Origin of the sequence: Pseudomonas sp. M20 (assembly GCF_045037865.1) — a bacterium.
Lineage (GTDB): Bacteria > Pseudomonadota > Gammaproteobacteria > Pseudomonadales > Pseudomonadaceae > Aquipseudomonas.
Map to the genome: position 1 here is coordinate 1,915,518 of NZ_CP173611.1, position 16,679 is coordinate 1,932,196.

Sequence of the window (16,679 nt, forward strand, 5' to 3'; positions counted from 1 at the left end):
CATAGTCGCCCGCCATGGAAATACTCGGTGGATTCGCCGATTGGCGCAAAGTCGAATGTGGCAGGGTGTTGCGATGTGGTATTTCAAGGCACGACATTCTGAAAACAGTTCTGCGAGGCAGTCATGTTCAACGCCATTGTGATCGACAAAGACGACAGCGGTTACCGCGCCAACCTGCAGCAAGTCAACGAAGAGCAATTGCCCGAAGGCGATGTCACCGTGGCTGTTGCGTACAGCACGCTGAACTTCAAGGATGGTCTGGCGATTACCGGCAGCAGTCCGGTGGTGCGCAAGTTTCCGATGGTGCCGGGGATCGACCTGGCGGGCACCGTAGAAGCCAGTTCGCACCCCGACTATAAGGTGGGTGATCAGGTGGTGCTCAATGGCTGGGGTGTCGGTGAGAATCATTGGGGCGGTCTGGCGCAGAAGGCGCGGCTCAATGGCGACTGGCTGATTCCTTTGCCCAAAGCCTTTACCGCGGCGCAAGCCATGGCCATCGGTACGGCGGGCTATACGGCGATGCTGTGCATTCTGGCGCTTGAGCGTAATGGTGTGACGCCGGATCAGGGCGAAGTGCTGGTGACGGGCGCCAATGGCGGCGTCGGCAGTTTTGCCATCGCGCTGCTGAGCAAGCTTGGCTATCGCGTCGTCGCCTCCACTGGCCGGGTCTCCGAACATGAATATCTGAAGCAGTTGGGCGCTGCCGAAATCATCGACCGGGCAACGTTGTCAGCGCCCGGCAAACCGTTGGCGAAAGAGCGCTGGGCGGCGGTGATCGATTCGGTCGGTAGTCATACTTTGGCCAATGCCTGCGCCAGTACTCGCTCTGAAGGCACGGTCGCGGCATGTGGTCTGGCGCAAGGTATGGATTTCCCGGCTTCGGTCGCCCCGTTCATTCTGCGCGGCGTGACCCTGGCCGGTATCAACAGCGTCACCCAGCCCAAGGCGCGCCGTCTGAAGGCGTGGGATCGTCTGGCCAAGGATCTGGATTTCTCCTTGCTGGCCTTGATCAGCCATGAAATAGGCCTGACTGAAGCCATCGATGCAGCGCCAAAACTGCTCGCCGGGCAACTTCGCGGACGGGTTGTAGTTGACGTCAATCGCTGACTGCCGCCGACGGGGAGGGACGTCCGCTCAAGACGTTGTCTCGCGCTCCAGCAACTGACGCTTGCGCTCGACGCCCCAGCGATAGCCCGAAAGATTGCCATCGCTGCGCACCACGCGGTGGCAAGGAATCGCCACCGCCAGACGGTTAGCCCCGCAAGCCTGGGCCACCGCGCGCATGGATGTCGGTGCGCCGATGCGCTGGGCAATCTCGGCGTAGCTGGCCGTCTGGCCCGCCGGGATCTCCCGCAGCGCCTGCCACACGCGTTCCTGAAACGCCGTGCCACGCACGTCCAGCGGCAGATCCAGGCCAATCTCCGGAGCTTCGATAAACCCCACCACCTTGGCGATCAGTTGCTCGAATCCGGTATCGGCGCCAATCAGGTTGGCTTTGCGGAACTGGTCCTGCAGATCGCACACCAATTGATGCGGATCGTCTCCCAACAGAATCGCGCACACACCACGCTCGCTTTGCGCCACCAGAATCGCTCCGAGCGAACATTGGCCGACGGCGAAGCGGATGTCGTTGTTCTTCCCGGCCGCGCGATAGTCGCCGGGTTTCATCCCCAACAAATGATCCGCTGATTCATAGAAACGGCTATTGGAATTGAAACCGGCTTCGTACAGCGCATCGGTTACCGAACCTCCGACCGCCAAGCGCTCACGGACTTTGCGCGAGCGATGGGCCGACGCGTAGCCCTTGGGCGTCAACCCCGTCGCGGCTTTGAATACGCGATGGAAATGAAACGGACTCAGGCCGGCGGTTTGCGCCAGTTCGTTGAGCGTCGGCAACGTCTCGGCGGATTCGATTTGGCGGCAGGCAATGGCGACGGTGGCGGCATGCTGCGCGGCCACATCACTCTGATCTTTGCTGGCACGCTTGCTCGGGCGATAGCCTACGGCTTCGGCCTGTTCAGCCGTATCGAAAAACACCACGTTCTGTGGTTTCGGCAAACGTGAGAGGCTGCTCGGGCGGCAGTAAATGCCTGTGGTTTTCACCGCGTAGACAAATTGCCCGTCCGCCCGTGAATCTCGCGCAACCACTGCGGCCCAGCGTGGATCGTTTTCAATCTTGACGGGGGGCGAAAGCGTTTTCATGAGGGGTTATCCGTTGACCTGTTTGATTCAGGTTAACCAGCGTCGCAAGGCGCAACACTCCGGGCCTTGCGGTCAAACTTTTGCAGGTTATCCGGCGACGCGAAAGGTCAGATTGATCCGCTGTTCACCCAGGCGTGGATGCCGACCCTGCTTGATCGGCAACACCCCGTGATAGCGCAAGCGATCAACGCCGCCCCAGATCACCATGTCGCCATGCAGCAAGGCAATGCGCTGGCTCTTGTCGCTGCGATTGAAGCCGCCGAACAGGAACATTGCCGGCAAGCCCAGTGACAGCGAAACGATCGGTGCGCTGTAGGCGTTTTCGTCTTTGTCCTGGTGTAATGACATCTTGGCACCGGGGACATAGCGGTTGATCAGGCAGGAATCAGCGTTGAAGTCAGCAAATCCGGCCTGTGCCGCTGCCGACTGCGCCAGCTCCGAGAATACGGCCGGCATCGCTGGCCATGGCAAATCACTGAGCGGGTCGACGCTGGAGTAACGATACCCGTGGCGATCGGTGATCCAGCCCAAGGCGCCGCAGCTGCTGGTGCCGACCGACATGCTGAAACCTCCCGGTGTGACCATGTGACGCAACGGCGCTGCGGCAAGAATCGCATCCAGCGCCGGGAGGAGCTGGTCGACCAGCGGCTGGGCAAAACCGTGCAGCACCCACGATTGCTCGCCAATCTGTTCGGTGCGGGGGCGTTGCTCGGGTTCATGATCGGCGAACAGATCGAAAGTGTTCGGGGGCATGGTGGTCAGGTGGCGTCGTGAAAGATGATGCCTAGGGTATGCCTTTTTCCACTGTGCAGGCGACTGACGCCGTGACGCATGGTCACCCGATAATCACCGCGTACACCTTTGACCGGGCGCTGGTTGACGGCAAAGATCACTGCGTCACCTTTCGTCAGGTCCAGCACGTGCGGGCGAGATTGCATGCGCGGGCGCTGCTCGGTGAGCACGAATTCTCCTCCAATAAAGTCTTGCCCGGGTTCTGACAGAAGAATCGCCACTTGCAGCGGAAAAACCGCTTCGCCGTACAGGTCCTGATGCAGGCAGTTGTAGTCCTGCGGACCGTACTGCAACAAGAGAGGGGTAGGGCGTAGTTGACCGGCGGCATGGCAGCGCTGAAGAAATTCGGCGTGGCTCGCCGGAAAGCGCTCGGCCAGGTTCATGCGTTCGTACCAGCGATTGGCCAGCGTAACCAGGCGCGGGTACAGCGCGCCGCGAAGGCGTTCTACCGCTGTCGGCAGGGGATAACGAAAGTACTTGTATTCGCCGCGACCGAAACCGTGGCGGGCCATGATGACCTGCGAGCGAAACGGTTCGGTCTGCGGATACAGCGCACTCAAGTGATCACAGGTTTCGGCCCGCAGCAGCGAACGGATGATCGCGTAGCCGTGCTGATCCAGTTGCTGCTCAAGACTTGCCCAGTCGAGCGAATCCAGCCGGGAAGGTGACATCGACATGCTGACTCCTTGACGCTTGGTCGAAGAAAGTCAGTCTAGGCAGGGCCTCGCGGCAGAACACTCCGCCGCTTGCGGTCGAATTCGCTGACGATGCTTACAGCGCTTTGCTGACGGCGATGTCGCTGATCACGTCGTCGCTCTGGCCGTGAAGGGCATCCAGAGCAGCCTTGGCTTCTTCTTCAGTGCCGTTTTCCAGTTGCGCAAAGTCGAAGCGGCGCTCGCCGTTGAGTTTGTACTTGATGACGTATTTGGTCGTTTGGGCCACGGTCATGCATTCCTTTCTGGTTGGACGGCGTGTCTCAGCTGAGTTTGGTGCTGGAACGACGGATGATCTTGATCGAGTGGGTCAGGGTCGGCTTGCGCGTGACGCTGATCGGCCGACGGTTGACGGTGTCGATGGTGATGTTCCAGAAACCGGTGCTCGGCGCGGTGATACGGGCCGGGAACGTGTCGAAGGCGCCGCCGTGATAGGTGTGACGGCCGCCGTTCTTGAAGCTGCGGAAGTTGGCGTCGTTCATCAGACGGATGTTGCACATTTGCGAGCATTGGATGACGACGATGTCGTCTTCATTAAGGTGTTCGCGCTGGTGAATGAATTTCATGGGCGCCTCCAGAAGGGCTTTTTCTACAAAATCAAAACGATAGCTTGTAATTGCGCGCAGTTTATCAGCCCGCACGGGTTATTATCTGGCCGTCGGGCGTTGGTTTGACAATTTTGAACAGATATTCGCAATCGGATGCGGGTTAAATGCAGAAGGCCCCGGAGAAAAACGGCATTTGTGCTGTCGGACGGTCTTTAACGGAGGTTTTGTATGAAGTGGGGTGTGGTGTGTCTGCCGTTGGTTCTGGCTGTGGGTGGTTGTGCGAGTGTTTCCGAAATCAATGAAACGCTGCCGACCGTGAGCGTAATCTCCGGTAAGAAACCCCATGAATATGCCCAATGCCTAGCCGAGAAGCTGGCGGACAGCCGCGGCGCGCTGCAAATGCAGCCACACAAGGACGGGGTTCGGGTCATCGTCCCGGGGAAATTTTCCACCGGCGCGGCAGCGGTATTTGATATCGAAGATCGCTCCGGCGGCAGCAGCATCAAGTTGCATGAGCGCATGTCGAATGTGCCAGTGCGTCCGCGTGACGTGCGAAACGCTGCCAATGCATGTATTTCCGGCTGATAGACTGATAGTCATCAGCACCGATGCCGTCGCAGTCATGTTGTGACGGCATTTTCATTTCTGGAGTCGCGATGAAGCGAGAGCAAGTACGGGAGCGCCACGTAGAGGGCCTGATCTCTGCCACCCATGTCATCCAGAACCCGGCGAATCCGGGGGAGTGGATCGTGTTTTTCAAGAAGAGCGCCGGACGCAGTTACTTCCTGGTCGACGAAAACGACGAAGTCGAGTCGTTCAACCGCCTCGACGATCTGATCGAAGTCGTACGCGGACTCGGGATCAAATTCGCCGAAATTCATATGTAAGGTCTATTTGCAGACCACGACGACGCTGCGGTTCTTGTAGTTGCCGACATCGACGCCCAGGGTTTTGTCGCTCTCTTTGGGCTGGGGCGTGCCGTCAGTGCCAACGATGCGGTAACCAGTGCCTGCGCAGGATGCATCGGCTTTTTCATAGCAGGTCGCCCAGGAGTTGGCTTCGCCGGAGCAATCGATCGACAGCCCCTGTTCGCCGTTGTTCAGGTACGTGGGTTGAGAGGTGGCACAGCCGGCCAGTGCCAATACCGCAATCAGTGGCAGGAATTTTTTCAAGGTCATGTGCATGGTCTTCAGCGAGGGGGACTAGACGCTCTGACAGCGCCGGTGTGAAAAGGTTATAGCGTTTGGCCACTTGTTTGTACGCTGGCACAAAAAAGCCCTGCACAAGGGCAGGGCTGGGGCGTGTCGGGGCTGATCAGTCCTGATCTTTGCCACGGCGCTTGGCCGATGCCGGAGTGTCGGTGAACACTGCCGCTACATCGGTCGCCATTTGCTCGCTGTCGAAAGGCCCGGCGATGTGCTCGCCATTGGTGGTGGTCAGGGTCCACTTGCCGTCTTTCTTGTCGATCACATACCCGTTGATGATTTTTACCGCGGCCATCTATCTGTCTCGTTCGCTGGTTCAAAGGCGCCATGATACCGGCAAATGCTCGCATTGGGGGGCGATGAGCGTATGGTGATTCAGTTTGCCGGCAGCTTTGAGCTACGCTCATCTGGCTGCGTCCGTATGCCGATGGAACTATCGGCAAGAATATTTCTCTATGTTGACATCGGTTAGCCAGTGCGGGGCATTGTAAGGTGCACGCCGCCTGATTAGACTGCGCCGAAACTCGTACACACAGCCCTTTCAAGGACTTATATGATCAAGAAATGCTTGTTCCCAGCAGCCGGTTACGGTACTCGCTTCCTGCCAGCGACTAAAGCCATGCCTAAAGAAATGCTGCCGGTGGTAAACAAGCCACTGATCCAGTACGGCGTTGAAGAAGCTCTGGACGCTGGCCTGACGGAAATCTCCATCGTCACCGGTCGTGGCAAGCGTGCTCTGGAAGACCACTTCGACATCAGCTACGAGCTGGAAAACCAGATCAAAGGCACCGACAAAGAGAAATACCTGGTCGGCATCCGCAAACTGCTCGACGAGTGTTCGTTCTCCTACACCCGTCAGACCGAAATGAAAGGCCTTGGCCACGCGATCCTCACCGGTCGCCCGCTGATCGGTGACGAACCGTTCGCCGTGGTCCTGGCGGACGACCTGTGCGTCAACCTCGAAGGCGACGGCGTTCTGACCCAGATGGTCAAGCTGTACAAGCAGTTCCGCTGCTCGATCATCGCCATCCAGGAAGTCGATCCGCAGGAAACCAGCAAGTACGGCGTGATTGCCGGCGAGATGATCCGCGACGACATCTACCGCGTTCACAGCATGGTCGAGAAGCCAAAGCCGGAGGACGCACCGTCGAACCTGGCCATCATCGGCCGTTACATCCTGACCCCGGACATCTTCGACCTGATCGAGCAAACCGAGCCAGGCAAGGGCGGCGAAATCCAGATCACCGACGCCCTGATGAAACAAGCCCAGAACGGCTGCGTCATGGCCTACAAGTTCAAAGGCAAGCGTTTCGACTGCGGTGGCGCTGAAGGCTACATCGAAGCGACCAACTTCTGCTTCGAGAACTTCTACAAGACTGGCAAGGCTTACTAAGAGCGCTTGATTGGTCTGTAAGAAAAACCCGCTTCGGCGGGTTTTTTCATTTTGCGCCCCCATATGACTGGCAGTGCTTGCCCAATGGGTGACTGCAGGTATGCTGATCCCCTGCCGAGGAGATAGAAATGGCCTACGATTTTGACCTTTATGTGATTGGTGCCGGTTCCGGCGGTGTGCGCGCTGCGCGTTTTGCGGCCGGGTTCGGCGCGAAAGTGGCGGTGGCGGAGAGCCGTTATCTGGGTGGAACCTGCGTCAACGTTGGCTGTGTGCCGAAAAAGTTGCTGGTGTACGGCGCGCATTTCGCCGAAGACTTCGAGCAGGCGTCCGGTTTTGGCTGGAGTCTGGGTGAAGCGAATTTCGATTGGGCGACGCTGATTGCCAACAAGGATCGCGAGATCAATCGCCTCAACGGCATTTATCGCAATCTGCTGGTCAACAGCGGCGTGACCTTGCATGAAGCGCACGCGAAGATTGTCGGCCCGCATGAGGTTGAGGTGAATGGCGAGCGCTTTACCGCGAAGAATATTCTGATTGCTACCGGTGGCTGGCCGCAGATTCCGGAGATTCCGGGGCGCGAGCACGCGATCGGTTCCAATGAGGCGTTCTTCCTGAAAGAGCTGCCAAAGCGTGTGCTGGTGGTTGGCGGCGGTTACATCGCGGTCGAATTCGCCGGAATTTTCCACGGCCTCGGTGCAAACACCACGCTGCTGTATCGCGGTGATCTGTTCCTGCGCGGCTTTGATGGTTCGGTGCGCAAGCATTTGCAGGAAGAGCTGACCAAGCGTGGTCTGGATCTGCAATTCAACGCCGATATTGCGCGCATCGATAAGCAGACGGACGGCAGCCTGAAAGCCACCCTCAAGGACGGTCGTGAGCTGGAAGCGGATTGCATTTTCTATGCAACCGGCCGGCGTCCGATGCTCGACAATCTGGGTCTGGAAAACACCGATGTGCAGCTCACCGACAAAGGCTTCATCAAGGTCGACGAGCAATATCAGACCAGCGAGCCGTCCATTCTCGCCCTGGGTGATGTCATCGGTCGCGTGCAGCTGACGCCTGTGGCTCTGGCAGAAGGTATGGCCGTAGCGCGGCGTCTGTTCAAGCCTGAGCAATACCGCCCAGTGGATTACAAGATGATCCCGACGGCGGTATTCAGCCTGCCGAACATCGGTACAGTCGGTTTGACCGAAGAACAGGCACGCGAGGCTGGTCACGACGTGGTGATTTTCGAGAGCCGCTTCCGCCCGATGAAGCTGACCTTGACCGAGTGTCAGGAAAAGACGCTGATGAAGCTGGTAGTCGACGGCAAGACCGACAAAGTCCTCGGCTGCCACATGGTCGGCCCGGACGCTGGCGAGATCGTTCAGGGTTTGGCGATTGCGTTGAAGGCTGGCGCAACCAAGCGCGACTTCGACGACACGATCGGGGTACACCCGACGGCCGCCGAAGAGTTTGTCTCCATGCGTACGCCGGTCGGCGCTTAAGCGTCTTTCGGTTTGGCAGAGTCTGGCGCTGCCGCAACGGTAGCCGCCAGACGCTGGCTTTCTTCCAGGCTTGCCTGAGCCTTGTTCAATTCCTTTTCCAGTGATTGGTTGAGCAGCGTCTGCTCCTCAATGCTCTGTTTGAGTGTCTGGCTTTCCAGGGTGGCTACGCGCAAGCGTTCCTGGAGGAGGGTGCGCTCGCTGTCGACGCGGGTCGCTTGTTCGAGCAGTTGATCCTGACGCTGATTGCTTTGCTTGAGCTGATCCTGCATCAGGCTCAGTTCGCGCTGCGTGCCACGGTTTTCAGTGAGCAGGCGTTCGTTGTCGCGGTGCAGTTGCGTGATCTCGTCCTGACGAACCATCGCGCTTTGCTGCGCCTGACGCAACTCGGCCTGAATCTGCTGCACTTGCGCTTCGTGACGGCTCTGTTCCTGCTCGCGCTGCTCTTTGGTGGCGTTGCGGTAATGCTCCAGCGCATCACGGGCATGCAGGTGTTTTTCTTCCAGCGAGCGGATTTGCTCGTCCTTGTCCTGCAAACGCAATTCAAAATCGGCCAATGCCTGATTCAGTCCGGCATTACGAGTCTGTTCGGTTTGCAGCATCGAACGGGTGTTGCCAAGCGCTTCAGACTCACGCTCTAGCGCAGCCCCTTGAATGTCGTGATCGTGTTCGAGCTTTTCCAGGGCCTGGCGCGTTTGTTTCAGCTCCGACTCCAGTGCTTCGCGCTGTTCTTCAAACTGCTCGCGGGCTTGCTCGATAGGCTCTTGCGCCTGTTCTTTGAGGCGTTGGGCGAGGCGCGAGACGAGGGCGGTCAGCTCATCATCGATCGGCTCTGCCGAGGCTTCAACCGGCTGCGCGCCGTCATCCAGCTCTTTCAGATAGCGATGGATCGTGGTTTTTGAGCCGGTGTTGCCCATTTCAATGCGTACTGCATCGATGCTCGGGTGTTCGCCACGAGCGAGGATCGCGGAGCGCGCGATCTGCACCAGGGCTTTGGTAATGCCGCCACGGGCCATGTGAACTCCTACGGTTACGTACTGTGGTACATGCCACTAAAGTACGCAGTGTACCATCCGAAAAATAAAGGTAAACCTTTGATAATAAAGACGCGGGATATACTGGTATTACCCAGTGTCAGACGGCAAAATGCGTTTCTGCATTCCTGTCTCAGTACGCCAGCGAGAAAACAGCCCATGAGCGATCTGGATCGCTATCTGCAAGCCGCCACCCGCGATAACACCCGCCGCAGCTATCGCGCGGCCATCGAGCATTTCGAAGTGAAGTGGGGTGGGTTTCTGCCAGCGACGGCTGATAGCGTCGCGCGTTATCTGGTGGCGCACGCCGAAGAGCTGTCGATTAATACGCTGAAGCTGCGTCTGTCGGCGCTGGCGCAGTGGCACAACAGTCAGGGTTTTGCCGATCCGACCAAGGCGCCGGTGGTGCGCAAGGTCTTCAAAGGGATTCGAGCGTTGCACCCGGCGCAGGAGAAACAGGCCGAGCCGCTGCAGTTACAGGATCTGCAGCGAGTGATCGATTGGCTCGAACATGAAGTGCAAACCGCGAGAGAACAGCAGGATCGGCCCTTACTCCTCAAGGCTTATCGTGATCGTGCACTGATTCTGCTGGGCTTCTGGCGCGGCTTTCGCAGTGATGAGTTGTGTCGCTTGCAAATCGAACACGTGCAGGCGCACGCAGGCAAAGGCATCACCTTGTATTTGCCGCGCAGCAAGGGCGATCGGGAAAACCTCGGCCAGACCTATCAAGCCCCGGCGCTGCTCAAGCTCTGCCCGGTGCAGGCCTACATCGACTGGATCACCGAAGCAGCCTTGGTGCGCGGCGCGGTTTTCCGCAGCATCGACCGCTGGGGCAATCTGAACGAGGAGGGGCTGCACGCCAACAGCATCATCCCGCTGCTGCGCCAGGCGTTGCAGCGCGCGGGCATTGCCGCCGAAAACTACACCAGCCACTCCCTGCGCCGAGGCTTCGCAACCTGGGCCCATCAAAGCGGCTGGGATCTGAAATCCCTGATGAGTTACGTTGGCTGGAAGGATATGAAGTCCGCAATGCGCTATGTTGAAGCCAGCCCATTCCAGGGGATGGCTCGGATTACGGATAAACCGGCTACGTCGTAGAGATCGTTTTCTTCTATTAATACAGTCAGCTAATAGCGAAAACAAATCAGCAGCATCAGGTTTGCCAATGAGCCATCCGTCGAGTGAGTGGGTAGGATTCACCCATCAACTTCATAACCCCTGACGGAGAGTCATCAATGCCTATCATCAACAGCCAAGTAAAACCGTTCAAAGCTACCGCGTTCAAAAACGGCGACTTCGTTCAAGTCTCGGACGCTGACCTGAAAGGCAAGTGGTCGGTCGTGTTCTTCTACCCAGCCGACTTCACCTTCGTTTGCCCAACCGAGCTGGAAGACCTGGCTGACAACTACGCTGCCTTCCAGAAACTGGGCGTAGAGATCTACAGCGTTTCCACCGACACCCACTTTGCTCACGCTGCCTGGCACAACACTTCGCCAGCCATCGGCAAAATCGAATACACCATGATCGGCGACCCGACCCACGCTATCTCCCGCAACTTCGACGTGCTGATCGAAGAAGTTGGTCTGGCTGACCGTGGCACCTTCGTGATCAACCCTGAAGGCCAGATCAAAATCGTTGAACTGAACGATGGCGGCGTTGGCCGTGACGCTTCCGAGCTGCTGCGCAAGATCAAGGCTGCTCAGTACGTGGCTGCTCACCCAGGCGAAGTTTGCCCAGCCAAGTGGAAAGAAGGCGAGGCCACTCTGGCGCCGTCCCTGGACCTGGTCGGCAAGATCTAAGTCTGTGACACGCAATTCAGGGCGGTACGCCGCACCTTCTTAAGTACGCTGCACCGCCCAATAAAAATGCCCGGGCGAGATTCGCTCGGGCTTTTTTTCGCCTCAAATAAAGGAAATCGCCCGTATGTTGGACGCCAATCTTAAAGCCCAGTTGAAATCGTACCTGGAACGGGTCACCCAGCCGATCGAGATCGTTGCCTCCCTCGACGACGGTGCGAAATCCCGTGAAATGCTGGAACTGCTGAAAGACGTTGCCAGTCTTTCGAGCCAAATTACGTTGATCGACAGCGGTGACGATGCACGCAAGCCATCGTTCTCGATCAACCGCCCGGGCGCTGACATCAGTCTGCGTTTCGCCGGCATCCCGATGGGCCACGAGTTCACTTCGCTGGTGTTGGCCTTGCTGCAAGTCGGCGGCCACCCATCGAAAGCCAGTGTTGAAGTGATCGAGCAGATCCGTTCGCTCAAAGGCCAGTTCAGCTTCGAGACTTACTTCTCGCTGTCCTGCCAGAACTGCCCGGATGTGGTCCAGGCACTGAACCTGATGGCCGTGCTTAACCCGAACATCCGTCACGTCGCTATCGATGGTGCGTTGTTCCAGGACGAAGTCAACGATCGCAAGATTATGGCCGTGCCGAGCATCTACTTGAACGGTGAGAACTTCGGTCAGGGCCGCATGGGCCTGGAAGAGATTCTCGCCAAACTCGACACCGGCGCCATCGAGCGTCAGGCCGAGAAAATCAGCGCCAAGGACGCCTTTGATGTGCTCGTTGTCGGCGGTGGCCCGGCCGGTGCGTCAGCAGCGATTTACGCTGCACGTAAAGGCATTCGCACTGGCGTCGCCGCTGAACGCTTTGGCGGACAGGTGCTCGACACCATGGCCATCGAGAACTTCATTTCCGTACAGGAAACCGAAGGGCCGAAACTGGCCACGGCGCTGGAAGAACACGTCAAGCAGTACGACGTCGACATTATGAACCTGCAACGTGCCGATAAGCTGATCCCAGGTAAAAATGGCGAGCTGCATGAAGTCCGTTTCGCCAGCGGCGCGACCCTGAAAGCCAAAAGCGTGATTCTGGCGACCGGTGCGCGCTGGCGTGAAATGAACGTGCCGGGCGAGCAGGAATACCGCAACAAAGGCGTGGCGTACTGCCCGCACTGCGACGGTCCGCTGTTCAAAGGCAAGCGCGTGGCGGTGATCGGCGGCGGTAACTCCGGCGTTGAAGCAGCCATCGACCTGGCCGGGATCGTGTCGCACGTAACCCTGCTGGAGTTCGACGTACAACTGCGCGCTGACGCCGTCCTGCAGCGCAAACTGCACAGCCTGCCGAACGTTACCGTGATCACCAGTGCGCAAACCACTGAAGTCACCGGTAATGGTGAGAAGGTCAACGGCCTGCGTTACAAAGATCGCAACACTGATGAGTTGCGCACTGTGGAACTGGAAGGGATCTTCGTGCAGATCGGTTTGCTGCCGAACACTGATTGGCTGAAGGGCACCATCGAACTGTCGCCGCGTGGCGAGATCATTGTCGATAACCGTGGTGAAACGTCGATTCCGGGCATCTTCGCTGCCGGCGACGTGACGACTGTGCCGTACAAGCAGATCGTGATTGCGGTGGGCGAGGGTGCCAAGGCTTCGCTGAGTGCTTTTGATCACCTGATCCGCACTTCGGCCCCGGCATAACGGCCAGGCCAGAAATGAAAAAACCCGTGAGCGATCACGGGTTTTTTATTGCGCGTAAAAAGCGGCCCCTCACCCCAGCCCTCTCCCGAGGGAGAGGGAGCCGACCGAGGTGTCTGGCGTTGTCCGTCGACCTGAACGATCCAGTCGATTATGAATTCAGCGCCAATCGTTCAAGTCGACGTAATGCTCCAATATCCCCCAATCATTTCCCTCTCCCCCCGGGAGAGGGCTAGGTAGGGGCTTTTCAGCTTTTACAGTGGCGCTGGCTGGATGATCTCAACCCAGTAACCATCCGGATCCTTGATGAACGCAAGGCTCTTCATGCGCCCATCGGTCAAGCGCTTCTGGAAATCGCAGCCCAACTCTTCGAAGCGTGCACACGCCGCCACAATATCCGGCACCGAAATGCAGATATGGCCAAAACCACGCGGATCGGTATTGCCGTTGTGGTAAGCGAAATCCGCGTCGTTCTCGGTGCCATGGTTATGGGTCAGTTCGAGGATGCCCGGAATCGACTTCATCCACTCGGTGCGAGAAGCGGCGTCGGCCGGGATCTGTGCTTTGTCGACCAGTGCGAGGAAGTACAGGCTGAACTCGGCCTCGGCGAAGTCACGCTTCTCGACCAGCGAGAAACCCAGTACGCGGGTGTAGAAGTCCAGAGATTTGGTGATGTCTTTGACGCGCAACATGGTGTGGTTGAAGACGTAGTTGCGGGTTGCGCTGTCTGGGGTGGCGGTGACGCCTGGGAAAGTGTTGAGTTCGTGCAGGCTCATGGGCCCTCCAATAACTATGGGCGAGTGAATGGACGCAATGATACGCATGCCTGCCAGCATCGCCAAATGAAAGGGCAGACTTGCCCTGCGTGCAGACGGGCCTCAGACTTTACCGCTCAATCTGCGAGTGCGCCCGGCAATGATCCGACTGTTCAAATCCCTGTTTGTTTTTTCTGTGTTGTCGCTTGTGGCTGTCTGCGCATCGGCGGACGAACCGCGCATTACCTGGCCGGCCGGCTGGGAAGTCGAGGCACTGCCTGAGACAAGTGCACAGGTTTCCCGTCAGCGTGCGGTGAAGAATGACGCCGATGGCAATCAGGTCATGGTGATGGAATTGACCATGACTCAGGTTGAGAAGGACCATCAGGTCAATTTGCAGGGCGTGCTGCTGGAGATGCGCAAGTCGATACAGAAGGACTTCTTCCAGGGTGGCTATCAAAGTGTCTGCAACAAAGTGCATCCGGCCAAGCTGGGTACTTTGCCGGCACTGGAAACCACTTGCACGATCACCGAAAACGGTCGACATGTGTTGTCGCAAACCTTGGTGGCGGCGGTCGAGGCGGACAAGGCTTATGTTCTTTCCTACGCCGGACAAGCTGAGGTTTATAAGGCGAGCGCAGAAGAGATAGTGACGGTGAGAAACAGCTTGAAACTTTAATCCGCTGCACTCTTCACGGCGAAGGTTAGATACCCGAACGGATTAAGCACAAAGTTTAACGCTGACCCTGATCGTAACATCGCGCAGCAAAATGTTTAGCGGTCTGACTCAGCAACGTTACAGAAAACTCGTAACTTGTTCGATGAAATTCATTTCATTTGTTAGATATTGTCAATAAAAAAGCCCTGCATGATGCAGGGCTTTTTTGTTGGCAGGGGATTAACCGCGCAACCAGGAATCAACGGTGGAAGCACCGTATTGTTCTTTCCAGGCTTTCAGGCCGCGGTGGTTGCCGCCTTTGGTTTCGATCAGTTCACCGGTGTGCGGGTTCTGATAAACCTTGACCACGCGAGCGCGGCGGGTTTTAGGTGCTGCAGAGGTCTGCAGACCGGATTTTGCCGGGTTCGGATCGAGGATGGCGATGATTTCTTTCAGGCCTTTGCCGTAGGTTTTCATCAGCCCCTGGAGCTTTTCTTCGAATTCGATTTCTTTCTTGAGCCCGGCATCGTTCTTCAGCGATTCCAGCTGCTTGAGCTGTTCCTGAAGGGCCTTTTCAGCTGCACGAAATTCAGCGAGTCTGGACAATATCTTTACTCCAATAGTGTGTTTGGCTGATACCAACCGCAAACAAAGCTAATAAGCCAAGAGCCTTGAAGCGACTCGGTGATAAATGGCTCACCTGCCAATCTTGCTCAGGGTGAAAAAATTGTAGTAGTTAATGCGCCAAGAGTAAATCCTGATGTTGTCTTCATGTAACAACAGCGGTCTTTTGTATCAATTTGGTGCGTCTGATCGGGACGCTCGTCTTAATCCGGCTTAGTTAATGGTGAGTTAATGCGCTGATGAAGTCCGCAGCAGGCATCGGTTTGCCGAACAGGTAGCCTTGCAGAAAGTTGACATGATGTGCCGTCAGATAATCGGCTTGCGCCTGAGTTTCGACACCTTCGGCAACAATACCCAAATCAAGCTTGGCCGACAGTTCGATAATCGTATCGAGAATGTGTCGGGACAGCGCATCGATGCCGATCATGGCGACGAAACTCTGATCTATCTTCAGGAAGTCGACGTTGAATTTGCGCAAGTAGCCGAGGCTTGAGTGACCGGTGCCGAAGTCGTCAATCGCGATTTTCACGCCCAGTGCATGCAGTTGCTCGAACAGTTGCCGGGTGATGTCGGTCGGCTCGATCAATTCACGCTCGGTCAACTCCAGCACCAGGCTGATGCTGTCGGGCACGAACGCGGCGAGAAACTCCCGGCAGTCCTCCACCAGTTCCAGGTCCTTGCAATGGCTAGCGGTGATATTGATGCCGATGTGAAATGGCGGGGCGAACGTTGATGATAGCGGTCCCAGCACTGCGGCGGTCTGTTGCATCAGGGCGCGAGTCATCGGCACGATCAACCCCGAATGTTCGGCGAATGGAATAAACAGATCTGGGCGCACCAGCCCTTCTTTGGGGTGAGTCCAGCGCATCAAGACTTCGGCTCCCGACCATTTCTTGCTGTCGCCGTGCACCACGGGCTGAAAGTAAGGAATGAACTCGCCGGCCTCAAGCGCGCGGAGCATTTCGTGGCTGGGTGACGTGGAGCGCTTCTGCAAAACATGGCCGATGGCACCCGATACCACGCCAAAAAAGATCAACAAACTAAACAATGGCGGATATTCATCGGCCATGTAGCGCCAGGTTTCGCCCTCGGGAAAACCGGCAGAAACGCTGAACGCATAGCGGGAAGATTCCAGGGTGTTTTGCGCTATCGGCAACGCGGGCAGGGCGCCAGTGTGGACTTTGCCGTCAGCCGACAGCCAGTTATCGCCCACTTGCAACACCAACAGCATGTGCCGTCCGATCAGACGCAAGATATTGCTTAGATGGTAACCATCCAGTGTCGTCAGAGCGCCGCCGCGACCTTCGCTGAGCCGATAGACCAACAGGGCGGTGTCGGGTGTCACCGGGTTGCCATTCATCAGCCACAATTTGCCCTGGTTGTAGTCACCCGCGTTGACGGCTTCCTTGAAGTCGCCAAACAGCGAGCTGCAATAGAGGTTGTCGTCCCACACCAGATTGGTCGAGCGTACAAATGGACGGCGGGTCACTTGCTCGCGCAGGGCGAGTTTGACGTTCTCACAAGTCTGGCCGGCCAGTGGCAGCAGTTCACGGGCTGCCTGGGCGGTGTTGTCGAGCATCAACTCGAACTGGCCCAACGCCTCTTCTGCAGTCTCTCGCGAACTTTGTTCCAGCGTGCGTTCAGCCTGCATGTAAAGGATCGCACTACCCAGCAGCACTGGAAGCAGACCGCTGAGCAGTGTCACAACGATGCGCGTGCGGCGCGTGCGGCGGGGTCTGACGGTTAACGGCATGGGCGCATCCTGTCGCGATGAATTGAGGCTCGCGA

At 57.5% G+C, this 16,679-nt stretch carries 20 protein-coding genes; 9 read left to right on the forward strand and 11 right to left on the reverse strand.

Annotated elements, in window-relative coordinates:
- The first annotated feature begins 123 nt into the window (after nucleotides 1-123).
- A complete protein-coding gene (locus ACI514_RS08715; RefSeq protein WP_160058178.1) occupies nucleotides 124-1,107 on the forward strand; it encodes an MDR family oxidoreductase in 984 nt (327 codons plus the stop codon).
- A gap of 27 nt (nucleotides 1,108-1,134) precedes the next feature.
- Here the strand turns inward: ACI514_RS08715 and ada are convergent, their stop codons facing one another.
- The 5 genes from ada to ACI514_RS08740 all read right to left on the reverse strand — a co-directional run bounded on the left by ada (nucleotide 1,135) and on the right by ACI514_RS08740 (nucleotide 4,273).
- Nucleotides 1,135-2,202, reverse strand: a complete 1,068-nt coding sequence (ada, locus tag ACI514_RS08720; protein ID WP_405123554.1) for a bifunctional DNA-binding transcriptional regulator/O6-methylguanine-DNA methyltransferase Ada — start codon at nucleotides 2,200-2,202, stop codon at nucleotides 1,135-1,137.
- An 87-nt stretch (nucleotides 2,203-2,289) separates the two neighbouring features.
- Nucleotides 2,290-2,955 (reverse strand): DNA oxidative demethylase AlkB, encoded by a 666-nt coding sequence (gene alkB, locus ACI514_RS08725; RefSeq protein ID WP_405123555.1) that lies wholly within the window; start codon nucleotides 2,953-2,955, stop codon nucleotides 2,290-2,292.
- A gap of 5 nt (nucleotides 2,956-2,960) precedes the next feature.
- The gene (locus tag ACI514_RS08730) at nucleotides 2,961-3,671 is read right to left on the reverse strand and encodes a 2OG-Fe(II) oxygenase (RefSeq protein ID WP_160058172.1); all 711 of its coding nucleotides are present in this window, start codon (nucleotides 3,669-3,671) and stop codon (nucleotides 2,961-2,963) included.
- 94 nt (nucleotides 3,672-3,765) lie between these two features.
- Entirely contained in the window at nucleotides 3,766-3,942 is a 177-nt protein-coding gene (locus ACI514_RS08735; protein ID WP_160058170.1) for a hypothetical protein, read from the reverse strand.
- Nucleotides 3,943-3,970: 28 nt separating this feature from the next.
- Nucleotides 3,971-4,273, reverse strand: coding sequence for a DUF1883 domain-containing protein (locus ACI514_RS08740; RefSeq protein ID WP_016984992.1), 303 nt, complete (start codon nucleotides 4,271-4,273; stop codon nucleotides 3,971-3,973).
- Nucleotides 4,274-4,483: 210 nt separating this feature from the next.
- On the opposite strand from ACI514_RS08740, the gene ACI514_RS08745 reads away from it, so the two are divergent.
- Nucleotides 4,484-4,840 carry a hypothetical protein gene (locus tag ACI514_RS08745; RefSeq protein WP_095120936.1) on the forward strand — a complete coding sequence of 119 codons (357 nt, stop codon included), beginning with the start codon at nucleotides 4,484-4,486 and terminating at the stop codon, nucleotides 4,838-4,840.
- A gap of 71 nt (nucleotides 4,841-4,911) precedes the next feature.
- Nucleotides 4,912-5,142 carry a hypothetical protein gene (locus ACI514_RS08750; RefSeq protein ID WP_007912247.1) on the forward strand — a complete coding sequence of 77 codons (231 nt, stop codon included), beginning with the start codon at nucleotides 4,912-4,914 and terminating at the stop codon, nucleotides 5,140-5,142.
- A 3-nt stretch (nucleotides 5,143-5,145) separates the two neighbouring features.
- On the opposite strand, the gene ACI514_RS08755 is transcribed toward ACI514_RS08750, so the two are convergent.
- Together ACI514_RS08755 and ACI514_RS08760 are read right to left on the reverse strand one after the other, a co-directional pair.
- On the reverse strand, nucleotides 5,146-5,439 hold the full coding sequence (locus ACI514_RS08755; protein WP_405123556.1) for a hypothetical protein: 294 nt from the start codon (nucleotides 5,437-5,439) through the stop codon (nucleotides 5,146-5,148).
- A 130-nt stretch (nucleotides 5,440-5,569) separates the two neighbouring features.
- Nucleotides 5,570-5,755, reverse strand: coding sequence for a hypothetical protein (locus ACI514_RS08760; RefSeq protein ID WP_160058168.1), 186 nt, complete (start codon nucleotides 5,753-5,755; stop codon nucleotides 5,570-5,572).
- Nucleotides 5,756-6,013: 258 nt separating this feature from the next.
- On the opposite strand from ACI514_RS08760, the gene galU reads away from it, so the two are divergent.
- Both galU and gorA read left to right on the forward strand, forming a co-directional pair.
- Entirely contained in the window at nucleotides 6,014-6,853 is an 840-nt protein-coding gene (galU, locus tag ACI514_RS08765; RefSeq protein WP_007912230.1) for a UTP--glucose-1-phosphate uridylyltransferase GalU, read from the forward strand.
- Nucleotides 6,854-6,981: 128 nt separating this feature from the next.
- Nucleotides 6,982-8,340, forward strand: coding sequence for a glutathione-disulfide reductase (gorA, locus tag ACI514_RS08770; protein WP_405123557.1), 1,359 nt, complete (start codon nucleotides 6,982-6,984; stop codon nucleotides 8,338-8,340).
- On the opposite strand, the gene ACI514_RS08775 is transcribed toward gorA, so the two are convergent.
- On the reverse strand, nucleotides 8,337-9,353 hold the full coding sequence (locus tag ACI514_RS08775; RefSeq protein WP_405123558.1) for a DNA-binding protein: 1,017 nt from the start codon (nucleotides 9,351-9,353) through the stop codon (nucleotides 8,337-8,339). The genes gorA and ACI514_RS08775 overlap by 4 nt on opposite strands.
- A gap of 177 nt (nucleotides 9,354-9,530) precedes the next feature.
- Between ACI514_RS08775 and ACI514_RS08780 the strand changes: the two genes are divergently transcribed.
- The 3 genes from ACI514_RS08780 (at nucleotide 9,531) to ahpF (ending at nucleotide 12,857) form a co-directional block, all read left to right on the forward strand.
- The gene (locus tag ACI514_RS08780; protein WP_405123559.1) at nucleotides 9,531-10,469 is read left to right on the forward strand and encodes a site-specific integrase; all 939 of its coding nucleotides are present in this window, start codon (nucleotides 9,531-9,533) and stop codon (nucleotides 10,467-10,469) included.
- A gap of 137 nt (nucleotides 10,470-10,606) precedes the next feature.
- On the forward strand, nucleotides 10,607-11,170 hold the full coding sequence (ahpC, locus tag ACI514_RS08785; protein WP_007912224.1) for an alkyl hydroperoxide reductase subunit C: 564 nt from the start codon (nucleotides 10,607-10,609) through the stop codon (nucleotides 11,168-11,170).
- A gap of 124 nt (nucleotides 11,171-11,294) precedes the next feature.
- The gene (ahpF, locus tag ACI514_RS08790) at nucleotides 11,295-12,857 is read left to right on the forward strand and encodes an alkyl hydroperoxide reductase subunit F (protein WP_405123560.1); all 1,563 of its coding nucleotides are present in this window, start codon (nucleotides 11,295-11,297) and stop codon (nucleotides 12,855-12,857) included.
- A gap of 251 nt (nucleotides 12,858-13,108) precedes the next feature.
- On the opposite strand, the gene gloA is transcribed toward ahpF, so the two are convergent.
- Nucleotides 13,109-13,630: a lactoylglutathione lyase gene (gene gloA / locus ACI514_RS08795; protein WP_405123561.1), complete on the reverse strand. Its 522-nt coding sequence runs from the start codon at nucleotides 13,628-13,630 to the stop codon at nucleotides 13,109-13,111.
- A 139-nt stretch (nucleotides 13,631-13,769) separates the two neighbouring features.
- On the opposite strand from gloA, the gene ACI514_RS08800 reads away from it, so the two are divergent.
- Nucleotides 13,770-14,288: a DUF4946 domain-containing protein gene (locus ACI514_RS08800; RefSeq protein ID WP_160058156.1), complete on the forward strand. Its 519-nt coding sequence runs from the start codon at nucleotides 13,770-13,772 to the stop codon at nucleotides 14,286-14,288.
- Between the two features lie 219 nt (nucleotides 14,289-14,507).
- On the opposite strand, the gene ACI514_RS08805 is transcribed toward ACI514_RS08800, so the two are convergent.
- Nucleotides 14,508-14,873: a histone-like nucleoid-structuring protein, MvaT/MvaU family gene (locus ACI514_RS08805; protein WP_405123562.1), complete on the reverse strand. Its 366-nt coding sequence runs from the start codon at nucleotides 14,871-14,873 to the stop codon at nucleotides 14,508-14,510.
- A 235-nt stretch (nucleotides 14,874-15,108) separates the two neighbouring features.
- The gene (locus ACI514_RS08810; protein WP_160058152.1) at nucleotides 15,109-16,644 is read right to left on the reverse strand and encodes a cyclic diguanylate phosphodiesterase; all 1,536 of its coding nucleotides are present in this window, start codon (nucleotides 16,642-16,644) and stop codon (nucleotides 15,109-15,111) included.
- Nucleotides 16,645-16,679: the final 35 nt, after the last annotated feature.

Coding starts and splice junctions, on each gene's coding strand:
- ACI514_RS08745 (WP_095120936.1), top strand. CDS start 4,484: ATGAAGTGGGGTGTGGTGTGTCTGCCGTTGGTTCTGGCTGTGGGTGGT.
- ACI514_RS08730 (WP_160058172.1), bottom strand. CDS start 3,671: ATGTCGATGTCACCTTCCCGGCTGGATTCGCTCGACTGGGCAAGTCTT.
- galU (WP_007912230.1), top strand. CDS start 6,014: ATGATCAAGAAATGCTTGTTCCCAGCAGCCGGTTACGGTACTCGCTTC.
- alkB (WP_405123555.1), bottom strand. CDS start 2,955: ATGCCCCCGAACACTTTCGATCTGTTCGCCGATCATGAACCCGAGCAA.
- gloA (WP_405123561.1), bottom strand. CDS start 13,630: ATGAGCCTGCACGAACTCAACACTTTCCCAGGCGTCACCGCCACCCCA.
- ACI514_RS08735 (WP_160058170.1), bottom strand. CDS start 3,942: ATGACCGTGGCCCAAACGACCAAATACGTCATCAAGTACAAACTCAAC.
- ada (WP_405123554.1), bottom strand. CDS start 2,202: ATGAAAACGCTTTCGCCCCCCGTCAAGATTGAAAACGATCCACGCTGG.
- ACI514_RS08755 (WP_405123556.1), bottom strand. CDS start 5,439: ATGCACATGACCTTGAAAAAATTCCTGCCACTGATTGCGGTATTGGCA.
- ahpC (WP_007912224.1), top strand. CDS start 10,607: ATGCCTATCATCAACAGCCAAGTAAAACCGTTCAAAGCTACCGCGTTC.
- ACI514_RS08740 (WP_016984992.1), bottom strand. CDS start 4,273: ATGAAATTCATTCACCAGCGCGAACACCTTAATGAAGACGACATCGTC.
- gorA (WP_405123557.1), top strand. CDS start 6,982: ATGGCCTACGATTTTGACCTTTATGTGATTGGTGCCGGTTCCGGCGGT.
- ahpF (WP_405123560.1), top strand. CDS start 11,295: ATGTTGGACGCCAATCTTAAAGCCCAGTTGAAATCGTACCTGGAACGG.
- ACI514_RS08810 (WP_160058152.1), bottom strand. CDS start 16,644: ATGCCGTTAACCGTCAGACCCCGCCGCACGCGCCGCACGCGCATCGTT.
- ACI514_RS08750 (WP_007912247.1), top strand. CDS start 4,912: ATGAAGCGAGAGCAAGTACGGGAGCGCCACGTAGAGGGCCTGATCTCT.
- ACI514_RS08800 (WP_160058156.1), top strand. CDS start 13,770: ATGATCCGACTGTTCAAATCCCTGTTTGTTTTTTCTGTGTTGTCGCTT.
- ACI514_RS08715 (WP_160058178.1), top strand. CDS start 124: ATGTTCAACGCCATTGTGATCGACAAAGACGACAGCGGTTACCGCGCC.
- ACI514_RS08775 (WP_405123558.1), bottom strand. CDS start 9,353: ATGGCCCGTGGCGGCATTACCAAAGCCCTGGTGCAGATCGCGCGCTCC.
- ACI514_RS08760 (WP_160058168.1), bottom strand. CDS start 5,755: ATGGCCGCGGTAAAAATCATCAACGGGTATGTGATCGACAAGAAAGAC.
- ACI514_RS08780 (WP_405123559.1), top strand. CDS start 9,531: ATGAGCGATCTGGATCGCTATCTGCAAGCCGCCACCCGCGATAACACC.